The sequence below is a fragment of the Pseudomonas sp. JZ134 genome (genome assembly GCF_051027695.1).
GTDB lineage: Bacteria > Pseudomonadota > Gammaproteobacteria > Pseudomonadales > Pseudomonadaceae > Chryseomonas > Chryseomonas luteola.
On record NZ_CP069250.1, the window covers coordinates 1889180 to 1912579 of the forward strand.

Sequence of the window (23400 nt, forward strand, 5' to 3'; positions counted from 1 at the left end):
TCATGCAGGCCGTCTGCATCTCAGACCATCCATCTCTTTTCTGTCGAAAGGCCTGCACGTCGAGTCATTTAGTCGCTAGGCTCAAAGGCCAGGTGACGCTATGATGCGCGCCTTTTTGTTGCCGCTTACACCGGGAGGTGCCTTATGAACGACAACACTCCTCATACCCCAGTCGGGGAAAAACTCCAGAAAGTCCTGTCCCGTATGGGTGTAGGTTCCCGCCGTGATGTGGAAGCCTGGATTGCCGAGGGCCGTATTCAAGTAAACGGAAATGTCGCCACTCTGGGTCAGCGTGTTACGCCTCAGGATGCCATTGCTGTGGACGGGCGTGTGCTACGCCGCGAAGAGGCCACCGAAAATGTTCGCCGTGTACTGATTTACAACAAGCCTGAAGGTGAAGTCTGCACCCGTGATGACCCCGAAGGGCGTCCTACGGTGTTTGACCGATTGCCGCGCTTGAGAGGCGGGCGGTGGATCAATATTGGTCGTCTGGATATCAACACGACTGGCCTGCTTTTGTTCACAACCGATGGTGAACTGGCCAACCGCTTGATGCATCCCTCTTATCAGATGGACCGGGAGTACGCGGTACGTGTGCGTGGTGAAGTCGATGAGGCCATGATCGAGCGTCTCAAGACAGGTGTCATGCTGGAAGACGGTCCTGCACGTTTTACCGATATCCAACAGGCTCCCAATGGGGACGGTTTCAACCACTGGTTCCATTGCGTAGTCATGGAAGGACGTAACCGAGAGGTTCGTCGCCTGTGGGAATCCCAGGGCGTGCTGGTCAGCCGCTTGAAGCGGGTACGTTTCGGACCGGTTTTCCTGACGGCTGAATTGTCCATGGGTCGCTGGCGCGAGATGATGCAGGGTGAGATCAATATTCTCAGCGCAGAAGTAGGGCTGACGCCTGTTGAATTGCCTCCTGTGACCGCGAAGGTTCGCGAAAAGCTTGAGCGTATGCAGCGCAAGTCCGGCAAGCCTGTTGAGGCTGGCCGCGGCGGCCGTGGTGACAAGCGCTCTGGCAAGCCGCAGGGCGAGGGCCGCCGTGGTGGCACGCCATTGGCTGAGCGCCCATCCGAAAGTGGGCGCAAGCGTCCGGTACGGACTCGTGAAGAGCATGCCTCTGGCGATGACGGACGTCGCGAGCGCCCTGCCCGGGAACGGGCCGCACCGGCACAGCGCCGTAATGGTCCAGCCCGTGAAGGTCAGCGTCCAGGCTTTGGTAGTAATAATCGCGGTAAACGCTAAGCGGTTATCTGTGCTCGAACGGCTCGCCTAGGCGAGCCGTATTTGTATGGGCTCTACCTATATCATCGTTGATCAAGCAGCCTTTTTCCAATTCAGGACTAACTGGGTGATCAGGCCTGCGACCACTCCCCAGAAAGCCGACCCAACGTCTAATAATGTCATGCCTGAAGCGGTTACAAGAAAGGTGACAAGAGCGGCTTCGCGTTGTTTAGGGTCGCTCATGGCACTGTTAAGCCCATTCATGATGGACCCAAGCAGTGCAAGTGCCGCGATGGATAGCACTAATTCTTTAGGAAGCGCTGCAAACAGGGCTGCCAGTGTTGCACCAAACGTTCCGGCTATACCGTAAAAGAAGCCGCACCAGAGCGCTGCGGTGTAGCGCTTTTGTGAGTCTTCGTGGGCCTCAGGCCCTGTGCAAATGGCTGCGCTGATGGCCGCCAGGTTAATTCCGTGGGAGCCGAATGGGGCCAACAGTAACGAGGCTATTCCGGTAACGGATATCAGGGGTGAGGCAGGTGTCTGATAGCCGTCGGTCCGCAACACCGCAATGCCTGGCATGTTTTGAGAAGCCATGGCAACAACAAATAGCGGAATACCAATGCTGATGATGGCGGACATGGAGAAGGACGGTGTGGTCCAGACAGGCACCGCCAGTTGCAAATGAAAGTGCTCGAAATGCAACAGTCCTACGACGGCGGCGATGATCATTCCAATCATCAGGGCAGCCAATACGGCATAACGGGGTGCCTGTCGCTTGGTCAGCAAATACGTCAGGAACATGCCTATTACAAGCAGAGGTTGCTGCTCAGTAGCCGAGCAGATCTCAATGCCGATCCGAAACAGGATGCCCGCCAGCAGCGCGGCGGCCAATGCAGCAGGAACCTTGCGCATCAGGCGCTCGAAGCTGCCAGTCATACCGCAGAAGGCCGTGAGGAGGGCGCATAACATGAAAGCGCCAATAGCCTCGCTGTAAGGGACCTGAGGCAAGCTGGTCATCAGCAGGGCAGCACCGGGGGTAGACCACGCGATGACGATGGGAGTCCTGAAGCGCAGCGAGAGCGCGATCGTGGTTATCGCCATCCCGATGGACAGCGCCCAGATCCAGGAGGAAATCTGAGCGCTGTTCAGCCCTGCATTCTGGCCTGCCTGGAACATAAGCACCAGGGAGCTGGTGTAGCCAACCAGCATCGCTACGAAACCGGCAATGATTGAAGAAGGCGATGTGTCGGCAAAAGGGCGCAAGGCGGTGGATACGGTCATGGTACGGTCTTCAATGGGTAGACAGCAGAATCGGGTACAGAGAAATAACTAGCAGGGCAGCCATCGTCCAGTTGAACGCACGCAGACGCATCGGGCTATTCAAAAGTGTACGTAATGCCATACCAAACAGCGTCCAAAGGCTAACGCTAGGCAGGTTGATAAGCGCAAACAGCAGCGCTATCAGCAGCAGGTTGCTGTTGAAATCTTGAACGGGCAAATACGTGGTGACGGCGCCTATGGCCATTACCCAGGCTTTTGGATTAACCCACTGAAAGGCAGCTGCCTGAAAAAAACCGAATGGTTTGCCGGAAGCCTGCTTGGGCGTAGGCGGTGCGGCGTTGGCAATTTTCCATGCCAGGTACAACAGGTATGCAGTAGCCACGACCTTCAAGGCCATCTGCAGTGAGGGGTACAGGCTGAACAATTGTCCAAGACCCAATCCCATGGTGATTACCATCACCATATGCCCAAGGCTAATGCCGAACATATGCGGAAGTGTCCGGCGGAAACCATAGTTAACGCCTGACGCGAGCAGCATCATGTTATTGGGACCCGGAGTAGCTGAGGATACGAAGGCGAAAAGTATAAAAGCGGTAAGTAATTCGGCTGTCATGGCTGGACTTCCTTTTTTTCCAGCATAAACAGCCTGTTGGCTGGCGTACCGATACACTCACTTGTAGAAGGAGCCGTACAGTCGATCAGGCTTTGTCTGAATGAAGCCGCTAGTCTGTGCTCAAGTCGACCCGTCTTTCCGGCTCGATTCGCGTTGGCGCTCCTGGCCTGCCAGCGTCTGGTTGATTTTCATCCATCCCTCTACTGCGGCTTCTCCGGCTTCGTCAAAGGCACGCTGTAGCAGCTTGACTTGTTCCCGCCGCAGGAGCTGCTCAAGCTTTGCACCGTGCGATGTCAGCCGCAACTTGCGCTTGCGCTTGTCTTCCGCGTCTGACTCCACCACAAGCATATCCTTTTCAATTAGCTGGCGAACGGGCGGATTAGCGGCCTGCTTGGTAACCCCCAAAGCCTCCAGCAACTCTTTGTGGCTGATCCCTGGCGAGCCAGCCACGAAAAAGAGAATACGCTGGTGTACGCGGCTAAACCCGCGGCGCGAAAGCATTTCGTCGGCCTTGGCAGTAAATGCCTGGTAACCGAAGAAGAATGACTGCATCGCCTGGCGTTGGGCTACGGTATTTTTTAGGTCAAGCATATTGACGCTTCTATCCGGTTCAGCGTAGTTTCGGTCAAGCAGTTTGACTTATTCTCCGGCCGCTGACTACTGGTGCTTCCATGGCTTTCTCCGAACGCGTTACCCGTCTAAAAAGCAGTCTTATCCGCGAAATTCTGGCAGCGGCACAGCGTCCGGAAGTGATGTCCTTTGCAGGTGGTCTGCCTGCGCAGGAGATGTTGCCTCGCGTGGAATGGGATGCTCTGCCGGTGAATCTGGGGCAGTATGGAACGAGCGAAGGAGAGCCGGAGCTGCGCGAAGCGATCGCTGCCCAGGCCAGAGCCTTGGGCGTTGAGTGTGATGCCAGTCAAGTACTGGTTACGGCTGGTTCGCAACAGGCATTGGATCTGGCTGCAAAACTCTACATCGACCAAGATACTCAGGTGCTGTTAGAAGGCCCCAGCTATCTGGCTGCGCTGCAGAGCTTTCAATTTTTCGGTGCCGATTGCCTGACAGTACCACTGACGGCGGAAGGCATGGATATTGAAGCGCTGCGCCAGTGCCTCGAGACCAACAAGCCAGCCTTTGCCTATCTGATTCCTACTTTCCAGAACCCGTCCGGTGTACGTTACACCGAAGCCTGCCGTGATCAAGTGGCAGCCTTGATGGATGAGTTCAGCGTCACGCTGATCGAAGATGAGCCATATCGCGAGCTGATCTTTGATGATTTACCGGCTACGCCTATCGTAAGCCGCTTGAAGAGAACCAGTTGGATCTATACCGGTACGGTCTCCAAGACGTTACTGCCCGGTTTGCGCGTGGGGTATCTGATTGCCTCTCCTGATCTGTATCCTTATTTGCTGCGCCTCAAGCAGGCCGCTGACCTGCACACGAATCGTATCGGGCAATGGCAGGCCTTGCAGTGGGTCGGAACGCCACGTTACCAAGCCCATATTCAAGAACTGCGCAATTTCTATCGTGCTCGTCGCGATGCCTTCCAGGCTGCGCTGGTTCGCCACTTTGGTGAGCTTGCAGACTGGAATCAGCCTCAGGGGGGGCTATTTTTCTGGCTAACACTGCGCCAGCCAATCGACACACGCTTGCTGTTGGAGCCCGCTTTGGCTCAGGATGTGGCCTTCATGCCTGGGGAGCCTTTCTTCAGTGACCCGGAGGGCAACCTTGGTCGCTTGCGCCTGAATTTCAGCCATGTGGCACCTGAGCGTGTTGATGAAGGGCTGAGCCGTTTGGCCAGTGTCATAAAGGCCGCCCAGGCCTTGTAATGAAAGGAGATCATTATGTACCGGATTTATGGAGACCAGCGTTCCGGCAACTGCTACAAGGTCAAGCTGATGATGGCCTTGCGCGGATTTGCCTATGAATGGGTTGATGTAGATATCTTAAAGGGCGAGACACGCTCTCCAGCGTTTCTTGAAAAAAACCCCAATGGCAAGATTCCTGTGCTTGAGCTGGATGATGGCTCCTACCTATGGGAGTCCAATGCCATTCTGAACTACCTGGCAGAAGGCAGCACATTCCTGCCCCGGGAGCCGCGTTTGCGGACTCATGTACTGCAATGGCAATTCTTCGAGCAGTACAGTCATGAGCCCTACGTAGCAGTGGCGCGGTTTATTCAGTTTTACCTTGACATGCCTGAAGAGCGGCGTGCCGAACATGCAAGTTGCCTTAAGGAAGGCTATAAGGCATTGGATGTTATGGAGCAGCAACTCTCCCGGACACCGTATCTGGTAGGCGATACGTACTCCATTGCCGATATTGCGCTTTACGCCTATACGCACGTAGCGGCAGAGGGTGGATTCGACTTGTCTCGGTACCCTGCCATCAATGCCTGGCTGCAGCGTGTTGCAAGCCATCCGCAGCATGTGGGCATGTATGACTGATTGACGGGAATAAAAAGGCCGCTGTTTTACAGCGGCCTTTTTATAGCTGAGAATCAAGCCGAGGCGTTGGCAGACGTGTTTATTCGGCTTCCGGTAGTGCCTGTAATAGGCTTTGCTGGAATCTGTTTGATGGACTTCTTCACTGTCTCTGCAACACGATAACCATTTGGATTCTGCGATTGCCAGCGCCAAGCATCGGCAATCATCTGCGTCAGGCTGCGTTCTGCTCTCCAACCCAGTTCCTGTTCGGCTTTGTGAGGATCGGCCCAGCACTCCGCAACATCCCCCTCGCGGCGAGGCGCCAAGCGATAGGGCAGCTGCATCTGTGCAACCTCTTCAAACACCCTGACTAACTCCAGTACCGAATAGCCGCGCCCGGTTCCGAGGTTCCAGACGTGCGCTCCCTTGACGCTTTGTAGCTTGCGCAGGGCGGAAAGATGTCCTTTGGCCAGATCGACTACATGAATGTAATCACGTATCCCGGTACCGTCTGGAGTAGGGTAATCCGAGCCATAAATGCTCAAGCGCTCCAAACGGCCAATGGCTACCTGCGTGATGTATGGCAGAAGGTTATTGGGAATGCCACTTGGGTCTTCACCAATCATGCCGGATTCGTGTGCACCTATGGGATTGAAATAGCGCAACAGGGCAATGGACCAGCGAGGATCTGCAGCAGCCAGATCGCGCAGCAGGTTTTCAACCATGAGCTTGGATTGCCCGTACGGATTGGTTGGTATACCGGTAGGTGCCTGCTCGCTGATAGGAACCGTGTCAGGCATGCCGTAAACGGTTGCTGATGAACTGAACACCAGCTTGAAAACACCCGCGTCAGCCATTGCCTGGCAAAGCGTCAGGCTGCCACCCACATTATTGTCGTAATAGCTCAACGGGTGTCTTACGCTTTCGCCTACTGCTTTGAGCCCGGCAAAGTGCAGGACAGCCTCGATTGGATATTGTGCAAACAGAGCATCCAACTGCGCGCGTCGGCGTATATCACCTTTGACGAAATGCACGCTGCGGCCAGCTAGCTGCTCGACCCGTTGTAATGCTACACGTGAACTGTTGCACAGGTTATCCAACACGAGAACGTCTTGCCCTGACAGTAACAGCTCCAAAACAGCATGCGACCCTATATAACCCGCGCCCCCAGTCACAAGAATCATCGTCACGCTCCATTGATCTAGTCGTAATACAAAGCACGCCGACACAGCGAAGCGCTGAACGAGGTTCAGCGGCCTATTCGAAGCGGCAAACAAGACAGGCCATGCACAAAGAATATGCATGTATAAAGCCAGACCCGGTGATATGACGACTAGTTCCTATAGGAATGAGGTAAGTGTAAAAAAACATGTATCGACGAAAGGGTTGGAACTGGGTTTGCTCAGAACCAGTCTCACCGCCCAGTGACTCTATTGATATTCGATGATGTTCGAATGCAAGGTGTTCTGATTTTTGCCGGTTTTGGCGTAATGAGTAGCCGGCGGGTTTAGCTCTTAAATGGAAAGAATCGGATCTTTCCAACGGGAAAAGGCATAGAACTCGATTCGTGTTGTACGAGTTCCTGACTTGGTCATACACGAGTTAAGGAGTAATCGATGAGCTGGGCTGGACCCTTTCAATATGAGATTGGCAAGTCAAAGCCGTCATCCAGAACGGAAATGGGCTTTGATGCATCAGGCAGGGAAAACCTTCCTACCCTGATCTGTCTTTCCCATCTGCGCTGGAATTTCGTCTACCAACGGCCTCAGCACTTGATGTCCCGCTTTGCGCGCGACTACAACGTACTGTTCTTTGAAGAGCCGATGCCATCGGATGAACCCAATCCCTGGCTTGAAGAAATCGAGGCTGATCTAGGCGTTACGCGTCTGGTACCCAGACTGCCTGCGGACGTACAGGGCGAGGCGGCTGAGGCAGTATTGAAGCGTCTGCTGGACAGATACGTCGAAGAGTCCGGAATCGAGGAGGCGGTTCTCTGGTATTACACTCCCATGAGTTGGCCCTTCAGCCATCACCTCAAATCCACGCTTACCGTGTATGACTGCATGGATGAGCTTTCTGCTTTCCGAGGCGCGCCGCCGGAAATGCTGGAACGTGAACGACTTCTGTTGGAAAAGGCCGATGTGGTGTTTACGGGCGGTTATAGCCTGTATGAGGCCAAGCGCGAGCGCCACCCTAACGCCCATCCTTTCCCGAGCAGTGTAGATATCGCTCATTTCGCTCAAGCCCGCGCCGAGCAGCTTGATCCTGATGACCAGAACAGTATTCCGCATCCGCGTCTTGGGTTTTATGGCGTGATTGACGAGCGTCTGGATATCGATTTGCTGGCCGAGGTCGCGCGTCAACGGCCTGATTGGCACATTGTGCTGATTGGTCCGGTTGTCAAGATAGATCCCAATAGTTTGCCTAAGCTCGACAATATTCATCTCTTGGGCGGCAAGGTATATGACGAGCTGCCCCATTATCTTGCGGGCTGGGACGTCGCGATCATGCCTTTTGCCTTAAACGAGTCGACACGTTTCATCAGCCCTACCAAGACGCCCGAGTACTTGGCAGGCGGTAAGCCTGTCGTATCGACACCCATTACCGATGTGGTACGCACCTATGGTGAGTCGGGTATCGTCCGTATTGCAGATAGCGCTGAAGCATTCATTCGTGCCGTAGAGGCTTCGCTGGTAGATGCCCAGGATCGGGAAGGGCTTTTGAAACAGGCCGATTCTATCCTGGGTGAAATGTCATGGGATGCCACTTGGCAGGGCATGACGGAGCAAATGAAATGCGCACGATAAACGAGGGGGAAGCCATGTCTGCAGGTGCAGCGAGTTCAAAAGAATCCCAGAGACGTGGGTTCGACTATCTGATCGTAGGCGCCGGATTTGCCGGGAGCGTACTGGCTGAGCGTCTGGCCGTAGGGCTCAATAAGCGTGTCCTGATTGTAGACCGCCGGCCCCATATTGCGGGCAACGCCTATGATCACTATGACGAGGCAGGGGTTCTGATTCATCGCTACGGCCCGCATATTTTTCATACCAACTCGCAGCGGATCGTAGACTATCTTTCCCGTTTTACCGAGTGGCGTACCTACGAGCACAAGGTGCTCGCTTATGTGGACGATCAACTGGTACCGATCCCGATCAACCGTACCACGGTGAATGCGCTGTATGGTCTTGACCTGAAAACAGACGAGGAGGCCGAGAGCTTCCTGAAAGGTCGGGCTGAACCGGTAGAGCCTATCCGGACATCTGAGGATGTTGTCATCAATCAGGTAGGCCGTGAGCTTTACGAGAAGTTCTTCCGTGGCTACACCCGTAAGCAATGGGGGCTTGATCCGTCACAGCTGGATAAATCAGTCACTTCGCGCGTTCCTACCCGTACCAATACGGATGATCGCTATTTCGGCGATACCTTCCAGATCATGCCATTGCATGGCTTCACCCGTATGTTTGAGAAGATGCTGAATCATCCCAACATCAAGGTTATGCTTAACACCGATTACCGCGAGATCCGTAACGAAGTCCAGTTCGATCATCTGATCTATACCGGTCCTGTCGATGAATATTTTGATTATTGCTACGGCAAGCTGCCGTACCGCTCGCTAAAGTTTCATCACGAAACGGTCAATTCGGCGCAGTTCCAACCTGTGGCAGTCGTCAATTATCCCTCTGAAGATGTTCCATACACCCGTATCAGTGAATACAAGCACCTGACCGGCCAAGAGCATTTGAAAACCAGCGTGACCTATGAATATCCGTCGGCGGAGGGCGATCCCTATTATCCAATCCCTCGCCCGGAAAATGCCGAGCTTTACAAGCGATATCAGGAGTTGGCTAACTCGACGCCTAACGTGACATTCCTGGGCCGCTTGGGTACGTACAAGTACTACAACATGGACCAGGTCGTTGGACAGGCATTGACAGCCTACAAGCGTATCGCGGAATCGGAAGGTGTGGTTGAGGACACTGCTGAAGTCTCGGCAGTATAAAGACCGGAGCACATTACGATGCATGTACCTGGGACTTTTAACAGTTTTTTCCTGGGTGGGTTCGAGTGCTCAACTCACCGCCGTTTCGATAACCGTCGCCTGGATTTGATCCAGGCGACGGGGCATGATCGCTTTGCAAAAGCCGACTTTGCGCGCTTGCGTACCCATCGCATTCAGGCTGCTCGTGATGGTGTGCGCTGGCATCTAATTGAGACGCGGCCAGGTTTTTTTGACTGGTCGAGCCTGCTTCCCCAGGTCAAAGCCGCCCGGGAAGAGGGTGTCCAGATTGTGTGGGACCTGTGCCACTATGGGTGGCCTGACGACATCGATATTTGGTATCCCGGCTTTGTGGAACGCTTTGAGCGATTCACAAAGGCTGTTGCCACGTTTATGCGTGACGAAGGCATAGAGGTACCCTTTTATTGTCCAGTCAATGAAATATCCTTTTGGGCATGGGGTGGTGGTGATACGGGTCAGTTCAACCCCAGGGGTGTCAAGCGGGGAGCTGAACTCAAGCATCAGTTGATCCGAGCCTCGATTGCTGCCATCGAAGCCATTCGTGGTGTTGCGCCCAAGGCTCGGTTCGTCCAGGCGGACCCACTCATCAATGTGATTCCTGTCTCTGGTAGAGCAGCAGACCGCGAGGCGGCCGAAGCCTACCGGCAGTCTCAGTTCGAAGCCTGGGACATGCTGTGTGGAAAAGCTTGGCCGGGGCTCGGTGGGAAGGCTGAATATCTTGATATCGTTGGGCTCAACTTCTATTCCGACAATCAATGGTTTAACGGCGGTAAAACCGTTTTTCGGGATGATCCACTGTATCGTCCCTTGCGTGGAATGTTGGCTGAGGTCTATGCCCGCTACCAGCGGCCGCTCATGATTGCAGAGACAGGAGCGGAAGGTGAGGCGAGGCCTTCATGGCTGGCATACGTATGTGAAGAAGTTCGTAACGCCATGACTCAGGATATCCCTGTCGAAGGCATTTGCCTGTATCCCATCTTGGACTATCCGGGATGGAACGATGAGCGCCTATGTGAAGTCGGTTTATATGGTTATGCTGATCCTCAGGGTCATCGAGCCATTTATTCTCCGTTGGCAGAAGAGCTGGAGCGTCAACAGGCTCAATTCGCTGCGATGGCTGAAGGGCAGGCTTCATGAGCAACACTTCCAACTCTCCAGCGGGGCGACCGTTCCCCTCTCGTCCGATTGCGTTTCTATGGCGCTATGTCTGTCGGCGCCGTTTGGCGTTTGGAGGGTTGTTTTTCCTAATGGTTGGCGGCGCCACCTGCGCCGTTGCCGTTCAGTACGCCATGAAGCTTCTTGTGGATGCCATGGCCAGTGACAACCGAATGGAAGCCAATGTCTGGCTCCCCTTTGGTTTTTTCATCGGACTTATTGCTCTTGAAAACATCCTGTGGCGAGGAGGTGGGTGGCTTGGCTGTCGGACTATTGTCAAGACAGGCGTAGATCTGCGAATCGATCTGTTCGAGTATCTGACCGGCCACCCAATGCGTTACTTCAAGGAGCATTTCTCTGGCGCATTGGGCAATCGAATCAATCAGACCAGCACAGCCGTCGCGAATATTTTTTCCGCGTTGACGTGGCGTATCGTTCCGCCCTGTACCGATTTCCTGGGGGCGGTAGTCGTTATGCTGTCCATTCGCTGGGAAATGGCGCTGGCGTTGATAGGCTTTGTGCTGCTCGTTGGCTGCATCATTACGGGTTTTGGCATCCGTGGTCGCCATAAGCATCAGGCCTTTGCCGAGCAAGCGTCGCGTGTAGGCGGAGAGGTTGTAGACATGGTTTCCAATGTCTGGACTATCAAGGCTTTTTCGGCTCAGGCTCGAGAGCGTGATCGCTTGGCGCAGGAACTGGGTGTTGAGGCACGTGCTCAGCGTCGTAGCTGGATGTATGTTGAAAAAGCGCGAGTTCTACACGATATATGCCTGACCTTGATGGCTGGCTCTATGCTGCTCTGGGCTATTTACCTGTGGCGACAAGGTACTGTTACGCCTGGTGACGTCGTCGTGGTAAGTGCACTGACCTTCCGTATTCTGCATGGCTCCAGAGACTTGGCGCTGGCACTGGTCGATGCCGCGCAGCAGTTTGGAACGGTGGCCGATACGCTCAAGGTGATTGCCCAGCCCCATGGCATTCAGGACACGGAAAACGCTGCTACTCTCAATGCCAAGTCAGGCTCCATCACGTTTGAGCATGTTTCATTCAGCTATCCTGACGGATCCAAAGTCATTGATGACTTGTCCTTGCACATTCCCTCAGGCCAAAAGGTTGGCCTAGTGGGCACCTCCGGGGCAGGCAAGTCTACGTTGATTAACCTTCTTCAACGTCTGGATGAAGTGAGTAGCGGTCGAATTCTTATCGATGGTCAGCCTATTCATGAAGTCAGCCAAGACAGCTTGCGCGCAGCCATCGCAGTGGTGCCGCAGGAGATCGCTCTCTTCAATCGCTCCATCCGTGAAAATATTCGTTATGGAAAACCTGATGCTACGGATGAAGAGGTCTATAAAGCAGCTTGCCACGCCTATTGCGATCATTTCATACGCCAGCTACCCGAAGGGTACAACACACTGGTAGGCGAACGAGGGGCTCGCTTGTCAGGAGGGCAGCGTCAGCGCTTGGGCATTGCGCGGGCGTTTTTGAAGGGCTCCCCCATCCTGATTCTGGATGAGGCGACCTCTGCGCTGGATACGCATTCGGAAAAGGAAATTCAGATGGCGCTGACGGACCTGGTTCGTGGACGTACCGTTCTGGCAGTAGCCCATCGGTTGTCTACAGTCGCATCGTTCGATCGGGTCATCGTGATGGACAAAGGGCGTATTGTTGAAGATGGCCCACCGGCTGTTCTGCAGCGAAGTGGAGGACTGTTCGAGTCGTTATGGACTATCCAGGCCAAGGGGCTTGATGACGTACAGGCCCAACACCGCAATGCAGGTTAAATAAAAAACCGGCCATTCAGGCCGGTTTTTCACGAGCATCAGACTTATCGGTTAATAAGGCCCATGAACTCGGCGCGTGTTGCATCGTTGCTACGGAACTGGCCAAGCATGACGGAAGTAACCATCGATGAGTTTTGCTTCTCGACGCCGCGCATCATCATGCACATATGTTGAGCCTCGATGACTACCGCTACACCCGCCGCGTTGGTGACTTTCTGAATCGCCTCCGCAATTTCACGGGTCATGTTTTCCTGAATCTGCAGGCGGCGCGCGTACATATCAACGATGCGGGCAACTTTGGACAAGCCCAGCACCTTGCCGCTTGGCATATAGGCTACGTGAGCTTTGCCGATAAAGGGCAGCATATGGTGCTCGCACAGGGAATACAGCTCGATGTTTTTGACCAATACCATCTCGCTATTGTCTGAAGTGAACAGCGCATCTCCAACCACTTCTTCCAACGTCTGGTTGTAGCCTTTGCACAGGTACTGCATGGCTTTGGCGGCACGTTTGGGCGTATCCAGCAAGCCTTCCCGGGAAACATCCTCGCCTAACTGAGAAAGAATGGCGGAGTAGTGTTGTTCCAATGACATGGTAATTCCTATGGATATTGACACCGCAGCGATGCGGGATGAGGAGAGTAGGGGCTGCGGCGATTAAAATCAATTCTGACTGGAAAGCTAGGTTATTCGTCCCGACCTTCCAGCATGGTTCGTTTAAGCAGTACATAGACGGCGCCAGTACCGCCATGGCGCGGTTGGCAAGACACAAAGCCCAGCACCTGAGAATGTTGACGCAACCAAGTGTTGACATGACTCTTGATGAGCGGACGTCGTCCATCAAGGCGCGCTGCCTTCCCGTGAGTAATGCGAACGCAGCGAACTTCGAATTTCGTTGCCTCAGCGATAAAGTCCCACAGTGTCGCGCGCGCTTTCTCTACCGTCATGCCATGCAAATCCAGGCTGCCGTCAAACGGAATCTGCCCGGCCTTGAGCTTACGAATCTGACTATCCTGAACACCATCACGTGCCCAGTAAAGCTCGTCTTCAGCCCCCACGTCGATGATGAACTGATCAGACAACCCATCAACCTTGATAGCTGCCGTTGACTGTATGGCGGCTTCACGACGCTTGACGACCTGCTGACGATCCGTGCGCGGTTTACCGGTGTCTGCATGGTCATCTACCAAGCGTCGAACGCCTCGCATTTCACTGGCGAATGATGAGAAATCGTCGTCTGGCATAGGGCCTCCAAATGATTTCATCATTTTACTGGATAGACATGCAGGTACGCTAACCTTCCAGCAACTCAGTGACATATTGCAAGGCCAGGCGTTGTCTATTCGCCCAGTTGCCTCCGATGCACCGATAGGTTTGCTTATGGTTATCCAGCCACGTTTTACAAGCCTCATAAAAGGCCAGGCGGTCTCGCATGTCAGGCTGGCAGCGTTGTCCGTCGTTGCTCCAGGGTACTTCCCGCGGGTCCAGCAGCAGATGAAGATCGTAGTGGCGCGCAAGCAATGCAGCTTCCAGCCAGTCCGGGCAATCATCGAATAGAAAGCGGCTCCACAAGATGTTGCTTAAAAGATGAGTATCTAGGATCAGAAGAGCGGGGCGCTGCTGGCGTGCTGCGTCTTCATGTTCGAGCTGACGACGCGCGATAGGAGTAATGTCTTCGTAGGTGGTGTCGCGCCCTAGCGAGGCAAAATATTCCCGCACATACTCGCCCACCAGCACCCCGTCCAGTTTATCTTTGAGCGTCTGGGCCAGCCATGACTTGCCGGTGGACTCAGGGCCTGTCAGTACGATCACCTTCATACGGTTGTTACCTCACGTCGCCATACAAACCAGCCGCGTGCGGCTAAACCAACAAACAGTACATAGAGCAGGGCGGTCAGGTAGAGGGCCTTGTAGATAAAGAGCGCAACGTAGATTACATCGACTACGAACCAAAGCACCCAACATTCGACCCGCTTCTGTGCCATCCAGAGCTGAGCAACCAAGCTAAAGCTGGTCAGCCCCGCATCCAGCCAGGGCTGGCTTGCGTCGGTATGGGTGCTCATTAAATAACCTAAGGCAATTGTCCCGAGAGCACCTACCAGCAGATTACCCAGCAGAGCTGCATTTGAAAGACGAGTGACGTGTCGTCCTTGATGATCTTGTCCGCCCTTGACCCACTGCCACCAGCCATAGAGCTGCAGAACGGCATAAACGCCCTGAAGCAGCATATCTGAGTACAGTTTGACATCATAAAAGACCCAGGCATACATCACGACCATGACTAATCCGACCGGCCAGGCCCAAACATTTTGCCGAACCGTGAGCCAGACCGCGATAACGCCTAAAACGGCTGCAACTATTTCAAAAGAAGACACCCTAAGCACCCTGGGAAAATATGTCGGACAGGGACCGTATCTTACCTTCAGTTGTATCGCTTCGTTTTATTGAACGTATGCCAACGAAAAGTAAGGCCTCTGGTATTGTTCACGGCGTTCCGGTTGTAGACCTGACTCCCCCAGTTGAATAAGCAAGCTAGCGCTGCTACCTCGGCAGCTATATGGAGAAACGAATGGATCTATGGAGTGCCATCCAGGCGCTAATTTTGGGCATCGTAGAAGGCTTGACCGAGTTTCTGCCGATCTCAAGTACAGGTCACCAGATTATTGTGGCCGACCTGTTGGGATTTGGTGGCGATAGAGCCATGGCGTTCAACATCATTATTCAGTTGGGTGCGATTCTGGCTGTCGTTTGGGAGTTTCGCCGCAAGATCATCGATGTCGTAGTCGGCCTGCCCCGCCAACGAGAGGCTCAACGGTTTACCGTAAATCTGATGGTAGCCTTCTTTCCAGCCGTCATTCTGGGCGTTGCCTTTGCCGATGCGATCCATGAATACCTGTTCAATCCCATCACGGTAGCCATGGCACTGGTTATTGGTGGCGTGATCATGCTGTGGGCGGAGCGGCGCCAACACAACACGAATATCGATCATGTCGATGACATGACCTGGGTCGATGCGCTCAAGATTGGCTGCATTCAATGTTTGGCTATGATCCCAGGTACTTCCCGTTCGGGGTCTACCATTATTGGTGGTTTGCTGATCGGCCTTTCTCGAAAAGCTGCAACCGAGTTTTCATTCTTTCTCGCCATGCCTACCATGGTCGGCGCCGCGGTCTATTCAGGCTACAAGTACAGGGATCTTTTTCAGCCCAGTGACCTACCTGTATTCGCTATCGGTTTCATCACGTCCTTTATTTTCGCGATGATCGCCGTGCGTGGTCTCCTGAAATTTATTGGTAACCACAGTTATGCGATGTTCGCCTGGTATCGGATCGTCTTTGGTCTGCTGATCCTGGCAACCTGGAAGTTTGGCTGGGTGGATTGGACGTCTGCAGTGGCTTGAGTAAGGTCGCGAATCGAATGCCATGGAAGAGTTTCTCATGGCATTCGACAGTCACTGAGGCGGTATTCGGGGCGGGGTGGACGGTTGTCCAGTGAATATACGCTAGCTAGATATTCTAATTATTCTAAGAGGACGTGCTCAACACGTCCTCTTTTACCGATAATTATCGGAGTTGCAGAACTTCATTACAATGTGAACGCACGCGATGAAGCAGCTCAGGGTCCTTATCCAGCGAACCATTGAGTGCTGGGAACATCCTCAATAACTGTGCCTGCCAGGCCTCGCTCTTGTATTGCTCAGGGAAGCAGCGCTGAATGAGCGAAAGCATGATCGAGACTGACGTCGACGCGCCTGGAGAGGCACCCAGTAGCGCTGCAATCGATCCGTCCTGTGCCGACACGATTTCCGTTCCGAACTGCAGAGTGCCGCCCGTCTTGGGATCTTTCTTGATGATCTGAACGCGTTGACCTGCAATCTCAAGGCGCCAGTCATTCTTGTCCACTTCTGGATAAAAGCCCCGAAGCTCCTCGATACGCTGGTCGAACGTCTGCATGACCTGACCGATCAGATACTTGGTCAAGGGCATGTTATCCCGTGCTACAGCCAGCATGGGGCCCAGATTGTTGGCTCGAATGGATTTAGGCAGGTCCATAAAAGAGCCTTGCTTCAGGAATTTCGTTGTGAAGCCTGCAAATGGACCAAACAGTAGAGATTTCTTGCCGTCCACGACACGCGTATCCAGATGGGGTACGGACATGGGGGGCGAGCCTACGCTTGCCTTGCCATACACCTTGGCCTGATGCTGACTGACCACTTCCGGCTTGTCACAGCGCAGCCATTGACCGCTCACCGGGAAACCGCCATAACCGTGGCTTTCCGGTATATCGGATTTTTGCAGGAGTGGCAGAGCACCGCCGCCTGCGCCAAGAAAAACAAACCGGGCCCGTAAGGTGCGAGTTGCGCCAGTCTGGGTATCTTGGATGGTCAGCCGCCAGCGATTGTCAGGCTCGCGATGCAGATCGGTAACCTTCTGGTTATACGTAATCTTGGTGCCCGGCTGCTTGGTCAGGTGATGGAGCAGGTTAGTGGTCAGTGCGCCAAAGTTCACGTCGGTACCGCTCTCGGTGCGTGTCGCCGCGATCTTTTCATTCGTGGTGCGTCCCTTCATCATCAGGGGCATCCACTCTTCAAGCTTTGCACGATCTTCAGTGTATTCCATCCCGGCAAACAAGGGGTTCGCCGACAATGCTTCGAAGCGCTTGCGCAGGAACGAAATATCCTTATCGCCGCGGACAAAGCTTAGGTGAGGAACAGGATTGATAAAGCTTCTAGGCGAATCGAAATGGCCCTGTTCGACAAGGTAGGTCCAAAACTGCTTGGACGTCTCGAACATGATGTTGATATCGATGGCCTTGGTAATGTTTACCGTACCGTCCTTGCCTTCCGGGGTGTAGTTCAGCTCGCAAAGTGCTGCGTGACCTGTGCCGGCATTGTTCCAAGGGTTGGAACTTTCGGCGGCGCCGGAACTGAGTAGCTCTAGAACTTCCACATTCAATGAGGGGTCAAGTTCCTTGAGCATGACAGCAAGCGTCGCACTCATGATGCCGGCTCCCACGAAAACGAGATCCGACTCTCCGCTACCACGTTGGGTCATTAATGGTACTCCTGAAGCACAAGGTCATTCTTGAATTATAAAAGCCAAGCCTTTTATGACTTGAGCCTGCATTACCTAGTTCAGATACCTCGAGCCCGCGTGCCAGGCGCATCTGGCTGTGACGCGATGCAAAGCAACACCTTATCCATATGGGGCTTGAGGCATAAAACACAAACGGAAATACGTTATAAACAATCTTAAGCCAGATCGTAAGCAGACTAACAATGCTGACAGATAATTCTGTTGAAGATAGTGGGCGGCGATGCTTAAGGAAACGAAGAATATCGCTGCGGTCAGGCATCATGGCTGCCTGATGGAAGGATCGAGTACACAACGACTCGATAAGGTGAGCGACATAGGAAAAGGCATTTTCTCTTTTCAACAGCCGGACATACCGGAACATGCTTGAAATATCCGTTTCATGGGCGAATCGGAAAAGCATGGCGGATGATACAAGCGCGGAGCTCAGGATAAAACCCAAAAGCGGTGGACTTTTAATAAATCTCACCGCTTTTTGTAGCGTTATATACTAAAGGCTACATTGGCCTAGACAATTACGCCTTGGCTACGCAGGTAATCATCGTAGGTACCACTGAAGTCAGTAATACCTGTTTCGGTCAGCTCAACAATACGGGTGGCGAGCGAGGACACAAATTCGCGGTCGTGGCTGACAAAAACCAGTGTGCCGGGATAGTTTTCGAGCGCCAGGTTCAAGGCTTCGATGGACTCCATATCCAAGTGGTTTGTCGGCTCGTCCATTACCAGTACGTTAGGCTTTTTGAGGATAAGCTTGCCAAACAGCATGCGACCCTGTTCGCCACCCGAGATGACTTTTACAGACTTCTGAATGTCATCGTTGGAGAATAGCATCCGACCTAGCGTTCCACGTACCAGCTGTTCTCCGCCCTGGGTCCATTGGCCCATCCAGTCGAACAGGTTGATATCGTCTTCGAAATCCTCAGCATGATCCTGGGCGAAGTAGCCAACCTCCGCGCTATCTGTCCACTTGACTTCACCTTTATCGACAGGCAACTCGCCGACAAGGCAGCGGAGAAGGGTGGTTTTACCAATCCCGTTCGGTCCGATAATGGCTACGCGCTCACCGGCTTCAATCTGAAGACTCAAGCGGTCAAAAAGCAGCTTGCCGTCATAGCCCTTGGCAACGTTCTCTAACGTTACAGCCTGGCGATGCAGTTTCTTAGTCTGTTCGAAGCGAATAAAGGGGCTTACCCGGCTGGAAGGCTTTACCTCTTCAAGCTGAATCTTGTCGATCTGGCGTGCTCGGCTTGTAGCTTGCTTTGCTTTGGATGCGTTAGCCGAGAAACGGCTGACAAAGGACTGAAGCTCGGCAATCTGTGCTTTTTTCTTTGCATTATCAGACAGCAAACGCTCACGCGCCTGGGTGGCGGCCGTCATGTATTCGTCGTAGTTGCCAGGAAACAGACGCAGCTCACCATAATCCAGATCGGCCATGTGCGTGCAGACGCTGTTAAGAAAGTGGCGATCGTGCGAAATGATGATCATGGTGCTGTTACGCGCAGTGAGTACACCTTCGAGCCAACGGATTGTGTTGATATCCAGGTGGTTGGTGGGTTCGTCCAACAGCAACACGTCTGGATCTGAAAACAGCGCCTGCGCGAGAAGCACGCGAAGCTTCCAGCCTGGCGATACGGCACTCATGAGACCAAAATGCTGTTCAAGAGGAATACCGAGCCCGAGCAGTAGTTCGCCTGCACGTGATTCGGCTGTGTAGCCATCCATTTCAGCAAACTGAACTTCAAGCTCGGCAACCGCCATGCCGTCGTCTTCCGACATTTCCGGAAGTGCATAAATGCGATCACGCTCGGCTTTAACCCTCCACAGCTCGGTGTGCCCCATGATGACCGTATCGATGACGGTAAACTCCTCATAGGCGAACTGATCTTGGCGCAGCTTACCCAGACGAGTATTCGGCTCCAACATGACCTGACCCGCTGACGGTTCCAGATCACCACCCAGAATCTTCATGAAGGTCGACTTGCCACAACCGTTCGCGCCGATCAGACCGTAACGGTTGCTATTGCCGAATTTGACTGAAACATTTTCAAACAGGGGCTTTGCCCCGAACTGCATGGTGATATTTGCGGTGGAGATCAAGTGATTATCCTGCGGGGCTTATAAGTGCAAAAAGGCCCTATGCTGTCTTCTATACCAGGTCTGTGCCAATGTCGGCTCGCATGAGTAGCTTCTCAGGCCCAGTCTTCCTCGTATGAGGAGTAAAGTCATCTGGCATGGGCGGAAAACAGCACCTCCACGCGGCGCCTAAGTCGATTGGCTATAAAGGCTGGGTTCATACCTGCCATTAGGCGCATGTCGCGTAGATGTGTCGGGTATTGTCCTGGCGGCACTTGCGTATCCCTAACGTCGCAAGCACCACTTTTAAGTAGCTATGGTAACACTTGAACTCTGAATCTACAGCCCGGGTTCAGGAGGCTATAAACCAACGGTTACACCGTTAAGTCAAAAGGTAGGGTAGATCTCAAGCTTCCGATGCCTTAAAGGTAAGTGCTGCTTAATCTGTGCGGTTGCTAGCCTAGTGATGAGCTTGTCTTGTCATGCTTTAACTATTCATGATCTTTTGATCATATCGGCGTATGAGTAGGTTAGGTATAACGTTCAAGCGATGCGTAGTTTCATTCCCAGGCCCAGGAGGCTGCCCGGTATGCTTTACGGTGATCAACAAATCATGGTGGCGTTACTGTCCCGTTTGAACCGGAACCAATTAGCGCTCGGCGCAGCGGTTGAGGAGCTTGCAATTTGGATTGATCAGCGCGGGTCAACCGATGTGTCAGGTCGTGCCATGGAGCATCTTGAAGAGCTTGCAGCAAATGCTGATTTCATTAGCGAAGCTCTTCTGACGCTTATGGATAGTGCCCAGGACAAGCACCAGAATGACTCCTAGGAAAGAAACGCCGTAAAGCCTCTCGTCTTGCACTTATTGGCCATGTTGAGGGTCCCACTTAGTCCAGACAAGAGGATCCAAAATGAAACGAGCAGCATGGGTGACGAGTATCTTATTCGGGGCATTGTTGGCGACTGGCTGTGTACCGTGGGGCAAAGATCAAGGGGGCGGAGATGTCAGTCCGCAGGAGCAAGGTGGTGCGGCAGGTGGACCTGGAGGTGCGGGCAGCGGTATGGGCGGCACTGGCGGGGCGGGCGGATCTTCATCCGGCTCGGGCGGCGGATCAGGCAGTCGCTGAGTTTATTCCGTCACAAGAGAAATAATGTTTGAAAGCAGCTCCTTATACACTGGTACGAAGCACGCAGTGCTATGGCCTGCTTTTGAGGAGAGTATTCATAAGTGCTGATTCAGCTTGTTGAAACCCGGCCGATGAGTCGGGTTTCGCTTCCGTATCAAGCTGGTCTTCACGTTGTCTGAACTTATGTGTCTGCTGATTGTGCAGATAGGCCCTCAGATAGGCTGCCGAAGCGGTGCTGGTCAAGATTCAGAATCTATCCGTTGTGACGCTTAGGCGCTATTGCTCAGCTTGCTTATACCTAATTCTGTTATGAGCTTACAGGAATAACCATTTTCATCAGTGATGCGTTGTTTGAATTTGCTCGGGTGAAAGAGAAACCTGAGTAAGCAGATAACGCTTTTGCAATTCCTGATAGTCCTGGGTCTGCTGCATACGGGTTACTTCATTAAATAGGTCGGAAATCGTTGGGTCTGGTGTATTAGCTGGCACAAACCATCCAACCCAGCCATTTATATCCATCGGTACACCTTGCTCAATGAAGGTTTTGACGGCCGGCCAGTTATGAAGGCAATCTTTGCTGGTACAGTAAGAGCCCGTATCTTTCCTTCTGCTCTACGGGCGTTAACCTGCCCGCATACAAATATCGTGGCGGCCAACCCTCCGTCGAGCAGGTCGTCAATAATGGCTGTGGTGTGACTGTATGTTTGCATGCGCAGAGCAATTTCTTTTTCGCGAGCCAATATCAAGCCTGCCACATGACTTTGAGACCCATACAGGGTTATACCTACATCTCGGAAGTGTGGGTTTTTGCTAACCCAATCGACATAGGCATCCACGGTCTGGATAGACTGTGGAACTGCTGGCCCTACAGCAAGAACATAGGTGTAGTCCCCTAACAAGGCTAAGGGCGTAAAGTCGTTGATCGGATCATATTCGATCGAGTCATAAACATTGGGAAGTAGGCTCATCGACGCTGAAACGGCTTGGAGAATAGTTGTGCCGTCTGGTGTTGCCTGCTTGGCTGTGCGACTAGCCAAGCGTGTGTTCTGTTCACTGATGATCTGCAAACGGTACTCAAATGGAGCTTGTTTGGAGAAAACAGGCAATAAGCGCTCAGCCATTTCGGTGCTGAATGCTTCTTTTGGCTGACCAGTTTTACATTGCTGGACTTCTGGACTTCCAACGAAGTTAATGAAGCACCTAGGGTTTGTCTGAAAAGTCGCGTTTGTTAGCCTAATGCCGTTGTGGCAAGCGGAGGCAGACATGACAGGTCGCTACGAGCTTTCGAGTCAGCGCTGGGCATTGATTGAAGACATCGTTTCTCCTCCCCAGACCATGGACCGTCCTCGCCGGGATGATCGACAGATGCTCAATGGTATCTTCTGGATCCTTTGCTCCGGCGCCAAATGGCGTGATCTACCCGAACGCTACGGCCCTTGGAAAACGGTCTATCAGCGTTTTCGCCAATGGCGGGACGACGGAACGTTTGAGCGCGTATTGACTCGTCTGCATCTGCGGCTCTGCCAGGATAGCTTTATCGATCTGGATACCTGGATGGTGGACCCTACGACCATTCGAGCTACCCGTGCCGCGGCAGGAGGCGGAAAGAAAGGGGCCCGGACGAACCTGTAGATCATTGCCTGGGACGCAGCCGGGGTGGGTTAGGTACCAAGATTCACCTGCTTTGCGATGCCAATGGTTATCCGCTGAGCTTTACCCTCTCGCCTGGTCAGCAGGCCGATTCGCGCAATTTTATTCCATTACTGGATCAGGTGCGTCTTCCTGGCTCTCAGGGCAGACCACGCAAGCGTTGCCAGACAGTGATCGCGGACAAGGGCTACGATAGTGAAGGGTTGCGTCGCTATTGCGACCGCTTCGGTATGCAGCCGGTGATTGCCCAGCGCACGATGCACCGCAAGCCCCGGCCAGGTCTGCCCCGCCTGTTTGATAGGCCCAAGTATCAACAGCGTAACGTGATCGAACGGCTATTCGGTTGGTTAAAGGGAAAGCGTCGGCTCTGTACTCGCTTTGACAAGCTGGCTAGCAGCTTCAAGGCCATGGTAACGCTGGCCTATATCGAGCGATGCATGCGTGCCGACCTTTCAGACAAACCCTAGAAGGGCGACCCAGATCCATACAAAAAATGTCTTCGACTGATGATGACGTGGCTCTTGTACTGACTGATGAATACTCAGAGGCAAGCGCTAGGGCTGCTGGTATTTCAGGGTAGTTCGAGCTATTGAATACGCTAATTGGTAGCGCGTTAAAATACTCTCAAATTACTTTCAGACGTAATTATGCATTTAGTCTGTATTATAAATAAGAATTATTTGTATTTATGAGGCGCCGATGCGTAACTTTGATGGTGGGATATACAAAGCCTGTCCTGCACATCGACAATTCTGCCGCAATAGTCGGTTAAGCAGTACTTTATTTGGTGTAAAACAGAAAGTATCGAAAGAAACGCGCGCTATCCTGATCGATAACCGGCGATCTTGAAATCGGTACTGAGTGTCGGGTTGTGTTTTCGATCACTCAAATCTTGAGTATCCTTACAGGTTTAACGTTGTAGTTCGCTCTGTACGGCATAGTCTGGAGCGGCTG

At 53.1% G+C, this 23400-nt stretch carries 23 protein-coding genes; 11 read left to right on the plus strand and 12 right to left on the minus strand.

The features are described from left to right. The first annotated feature begins 144 nt into the window (after positions 1-144). Complete coding sequence (gene rluB / locus JQR86_RS08900) at positions 145-1251, plus strand: 23S rRNA pseudouridine(2605) synthase RluB (protein ID WP_074826701.1); 1107 nt, start codon at positions 145-147, stop codon at positions 1249-1251. 72 nt (positions 1252-1323) lie between these two features. Here rluB and JQR86_RS08905 read toward each other — a convergent pair whose 3' ends face one another. The 3 genes from JQR86_RS08905 to JQR86_RS08915 all read right to left on the minus strand — a co-directional run bounded on the left by JQR86_RS08905 (position 1324) and on the right by JQR86_RS08915 (position 3715). After that, a complete protein-coding gene (locus JQR86_RS08905; RefSeq protein ID WP_434154710.1) occupies positions 1324-2511 on the minus strand; it encodes a benzoate/H(+) symporter BenE family transporter in 1188 nt (395 codons plus the stop codon). Positions 2512-2521: 10 nt separating this feature from the next. Beyond that, positions 2522-3124, minus strand: a complete 603-nt coding sequence (locus JQR86_RS08910) for a LysE family translocator (RefSeq protein ID WP_407361866.1) — start codon at positions 3122-3124, stop codon at positions 2522-2524. Between the two features lie 120 nt (positions 3125-3244). Further along, positions 3245-3715 carry a MarR family winged helix-turn-helix transcriptional regulator gene (locus JQR86_RS08915; RefSeq protein WP_010798432.1) on the minus strand — a complete coding sequence of 157 codons (471 nt, stop codon included), beginning with the start codon at positions 3713-3715 and terminating at the stop codon, positions 3245-3247. Between the two features lie 80 nt (positions 3716-3795). On the opposite strand from JQR86_RS08915, the gene JQR86_RS08920 reads away from it, so the two are divergent. After that, a complete protein-coding gene (locus tag JQR86_RS08920) occupies positions 3796-4953 on the plus strand; it encodes a PLP-dependent aminotransferase family protein (RefSeq protein WP_407361865.1) in 1158 nt (385 codons plus the stop codon). A 15-nt stretch (positions 4954-4968) separates the two neighbouring features. Beyond that, positions 4969-5571 (plus strand): glutathione S-transferase family protein, encoded by a 603-nt coding sequence (locus JQR86_RS08925; protein ID WP_125888447.1) that lies wholly within the window; start codon positions 4969-4971, stop codon positions 5569-5571. 53 nt (positions 5572-5624) lie between these two features. Here the strand turns inward: JQR86_RS08925 and galE are convergent, their stop codons facing one another. Continuing rightward, on the minus strand, positions 5625-6734 hold the full coding sequence (gene galE / locus JQR86_RS08930; protein WP_010798429.1) for a UDP-glucose 4-epimerase GalE: 1110 nt from the start codon (positions 6732-6734) through the stop codon (positions 5625-5627). Between the two features lie 432 nt (positions 6735-7166). On the opposite strand from galE, the gene JQR86_RS08935 reads away from it, so the two are divergent. The 4 genes from JQR86_RS08935 to JQR86_RS08950 are packed head-to-tail and all read left to right on the plus strand — an operon-like array spanning position 7167 to position 12504. Continuing rightward, entirely contained in the window at positions 7167-8357 is a 1191-nt protein-coding gene (locus JQR86_RS08935) for a glycosyltransferase family 1 protein (protein WP_125888446.1), read from the plus strand. After that, complete coding sequence (gene glf, locus JQR86_RS08940) at positions 8345-9550, plus strand: UDP-galactopyranose mutase (RefSeq protein ID WP_010798427.1); 1206 nt, start codon at positions 8345-8347, stop codon at positions 9548-9550. The genes JQR86_RS08935 and glf overlap by 13 nt, the downstream gene beginning before the upstream one ends. An 18-nt stretch (positions 9551-9568) precedes the next feature. Continuing rightward, positions 9569-10705 carry a family 1 glycosylhydrolase gene (locus JQR86_RS08945; RefSeq protein ID WP_434154712.1) on the plus strand — a complete coding sequence of 379 codons (1137 nt, stop codon included), beginning with the start codon at positions 9569-9571 and terminating at the stop codon, positions 10703-10705. Beyond that, entirely contained in the window at positions 10702-12504 is a 1803-nt protein-coding gene (locus JQR86_RS08950) for an ABC transporter ATP-binding protein (RefSeq protein ID WP_407361863.1), read from the plus strand. Before JQR86_RS08945 ends, JQR86_RS08950 begins: the two co-directional genes overlap by 4 nt. A 44-nt stretch (positions 12505-12548) precedes the next feature. Here the strand turns inward: JQR86_RS08950 and folE are convergent, their stop codons facing one another. The 4 genes from folE to pnuC all read right to left on the minus strand — a co-directional run bounded on the left by folE (position 12549) and on the right by pnuC (position 14878). Beyond that, a complete protein-coding gene (gene folE, locus JQR86_RS08955) occupies positions 12549-13097 on the minus strand; it encodes a GTP cyclohydrolase I FolE (RefSeq protein WP_010798424.1) in 549 nt (182 codons plus the stop codon). A gap of 92 nt (positions 13098-13189) precedes the next feature. Continuing rightward, positions 13190-13747, minus strand: coding sequence for a Smr/MutS family protein (locus tag JQR86_RS08960; protein ID WP_010798423.1), 558 nt, complete (start codon positions 13745-13747; stop codon positions 13190-13192). A 49-nt stretch (positions 13748-13796) separates the two neighbouring features. Further along, positions 13797-14321, minus strand: coding sequence for an AAA family ATPase (locus tag JQR86_RS08965; protein WP_434154715.1), 525 nt, complete (start codon positions 14319-14321; stop codon positions 13797-13799). Further along, positions 14318-14878: a nicotinamide riboside transporter PnuC gene (gene pnuC, locus JQR86_RS08970; protein WP_434154716.1), complete on the minus strand. Its 561-nt coding sequence runs from the start codon at positions 14876-14878 to the stop codon at positions 14318-14320. Before pnuC ends, JQR86_RS08965 begins: the two co-directional genes overlap by 4 nt. Positions 14879-15072: 194 nt before the next feature. On the opposite strand from pnuC, the gene JQR86_RS08975 reads away from it, so the two are divergent. Continuing rightward, a complete protein-coding gene (locus JQR86_RS08975) occupies positions 15073-15903 on the plus strand; it encodes an undecaprenyl-diphosphate phosphatase (RefSeq protein WP_010798420.1) in 831 nt (276 codons plus the stop codon). Between the two features lie 163 nt (positions 15904-16066). Here JQR86_RS08975 and mqo read toward each other — a convergent pair whose 3' ends face one another. Together mqo and JQR86_RS08985 are read right to left on the minus strand one after the other, a co-directional pair. Beyond that, complete coding sequence (gene mqo / locus JQR86_RS08980; protein ID WP_019365574.1) at positions 16067-17557, minus strand: malate dehydrogenase (quinone); 1491 nt, start codon at positions 17555-17557, stop codon at positions 16067-16069. 546 nt (positions 17558-18103) lie between these two features. Then, positions 18104-19693, minus strand: coding sequence for an ABC-F family ATPase (locus JQR86_RS08985; RefSeq protein WP_312508179.1), 1590 nt, complete (start codon positions 19691-19693; stop codon positions 18104-18106). 565 nt (positions 19694-20258) lie between these two features. Here JQR86_RS08985 and JQR86_RS08990 point away from each other — a divergent pair. Both JQR86_RS08990 and JQR86_RS08995 read left to right on the plus strand, forming a co-directional pair. Further along, a complete protein-coding gene (locus tag JQR86_RS08990; RefSeq protein WP_019365576.1) occupies positions 20259-20498 on the plus strand; it encodes a hypothetical protein in 240 nt (79 codons plus the stop codon). Between the two features lie 173 nt (positions 20499-20671). Beyond that, on the plus strand, positions 20672-20821 hold the full coding sequence (locus JQR86_RS08995; RefSeq protein WP_167517231.1) for a hypothetical protein: 150 nt from the start codon (positions 20672-20674) through the stop codon (positions 20819-20821). 311 nt (positions 20822-21132) lie between these two features. Here the strand turns inward: JQR86_RS08995 and JQR86_RS09000 are convergent, their stop codons facing one another. After that, positions 21133-21315, minus strand: a complete 183-nt coding sequence (locus JQR86_RS09000; protein ID WP_407361861.1) for a hypothetical protein — start codon at positions 21313-21315, stop codon at positions 21133-21135. Further along, positions 21306-22061 carry a tripartite tricarboxylate transporter substrate-binding protein gene (locus JQR86_RS09005; protein ID WP_434154720.1) on the minus strand — a complete coding sequence of 252 codons (756 nt, stop codon included), beginning with the start codon at positions 22059-22061 and terminating at the stop codon, positions 21306-21308. Before JQR86_RS09005 ends, JQR86_RS09000 begins: the two co-directional genes overlap by 10 nt. On the opposite strand from JQR86_RS09005, the gene JQR86_RS09010 reads away from it, so the two are divergent. Continuing rightward, positions 22060-22913 (plus strand): IS5 family transposase gene (locus tag JQR86_RS09010; RefSeq protein WP_407361859.1). Its coding sequence is split into 2 segments (ribosomal slippage): positions 22060-22408 and positions 22408-22913, totalling 855 coding nucleotides; the frame shifts between segments, so codons are not numbered across the junction. The genes JQR86_RS09005 and JQR86_RS09010 overlap by 2 nt on opposite strands. The last annotated feature ends 487 nt before the right edge of the window (positions 22914-23400 follow it).

Excerpts from the sequence above, each read along its gene's own strand:
- rluB (WP_074826701.1), top strand. The coding sequence starts at position 145 with ATGAACGACAACACTCCTCATACCCCAGTCGGGGAAAAACTCCAGAAA.
- JQR86_RS08905 (WP_434154710.1), bottom strand. The coding sequence starts at position 2,511 with ATGACCGTATCCACCGCCTTGCGCCCTTTTGCCGACACATCGCCTTCT.
- JQR86_RS08910 (WP_407361866.1), bottom strand. The coding sequence starts at position 3,124 with ATGACAGCCGAATTACTTACCGCTTTTATACTTTTCGCCTTCGTATCC.
- JQR86_RS08915 (WP_010798432.1), bottom strand. The coding sequence starts at position 3,715 with ATGCTTGACCTAAAAAATACCGTAGCCCAACGCCAGGCGATGCAGTCA.
- JQR86_RS08920 (WP_407361865.1), top strand. The coding sequence starts at position 3,796 with ATGGCTTTCTCCGAACGCGTTACCCGTCTAAAAAGCAGTCTTATCCGC.
- JQR86_RS08925 (WP_125888447.1), top strand. The coding sequence starts at position 4,969 with ATGTACCGGATTTATGGAGACCAGCGTTCCGGCAACTGCTACAAGGTC.
- galE (WP_010798429.1), bottom strand. The coding sequence starts at position 6,734 with ATGATTCTTGTGACTGGGGGCGCGGGTTATATAGGGTCGCATGCTGTT.
- JQR86_RS08935 (WP_125888446.1), top strand. The coding sequence starts at position 7,167 with ATGAGCTGGGCTGGACCCTTTCAATATGAGATTGGCAAGTCAAAGCCG.
- glf (WP_010798427.1), top strand. The coding sequence starts at position 8,345 with ATGCGCACGATAAACGAGGGGGAAGCCATGTCTGCAGGTGCAGCGAGT.
- JQR86_RS08945 (WP_434154712.1), top strand. The coding sequence starts at position 9,569 with ATGCATGTACCTGGGACTTTTAACAGTTTTTTCCTGGGTGGGTTCGAG.
- JQR86_RS08950 (WP_407361863.1), top strand. The coding sequence starts at position 10,702 with ATGAGCAACACTTCCAACTCTCCAGCGGGGCGACCGTTCCCCTCTCGT.
- folE (WP_010798424.1), bottom strand. The coding sequence starts at position 13,097 with ATGTCATTGGAACAACACTACTCCGCCATTCTTTCTCAGTTAGGCGAG.
- JQR86_RS08960 (WP_010798423.1), bottom strand. The coding sequence starts at position 13,747 with ATGCCAGACGACGATTTCTCATCATTCGCCAGTGAAATGCGAGGCGTT.
- JQR86_RS08965 (WP_434154715.1), bottom strand. The coding sequence starts at position 14,321 with ATGAAGGTGATCGTACTGACAGGCCCTGAGTCCACCGGCAAGTCATGG.
- JQR86_RS08975 (WP_010798420.1), top strand. The coding sequence starts at position 15,073 with ATGGATCTATGGAGTGCCATCCAGGCGCTAATTTTGGGCATCGTAGAA.
- mqo (WP_019365574.1), bottom strand. The coding sequence starts at position 17,557 with ATGACCCAACGTGGTAGCGGAGAGTCGGATCTCGTTTTCGTGGGAGCC.
- JQR86_RS08990 (WP_019365576.1), top strand. The coding sequence starts at position 20,259 with ATGCTTTACGGTGATCAACAAATCATGGTGGCGTTACTGTCCCGTTTG.
- JQR86_RS08995 (WP_167517231.1), top strand. The coding sequence starts at position 20,672 with ATGTCAGTCCGCAGGAGCAAGGTGGTGCGGCAGGTGGACCTGGAGGTG.
- JQR86_RS09000 (WP_407361861.1), bottom strand. The coding sequence starts at position 21,315 with ATGGATATAAATGGCTGGGTTGGATGGTTTGTGCCAGCTAATACACCA.
- JQR86_RS09005 (WP_434154720.1), bottom strand. The coding sequence starts at position 22,061 with ATGTCTGCCTCCGCTTGCCACAACGGCATTAGGCTAACAAACGCGACT.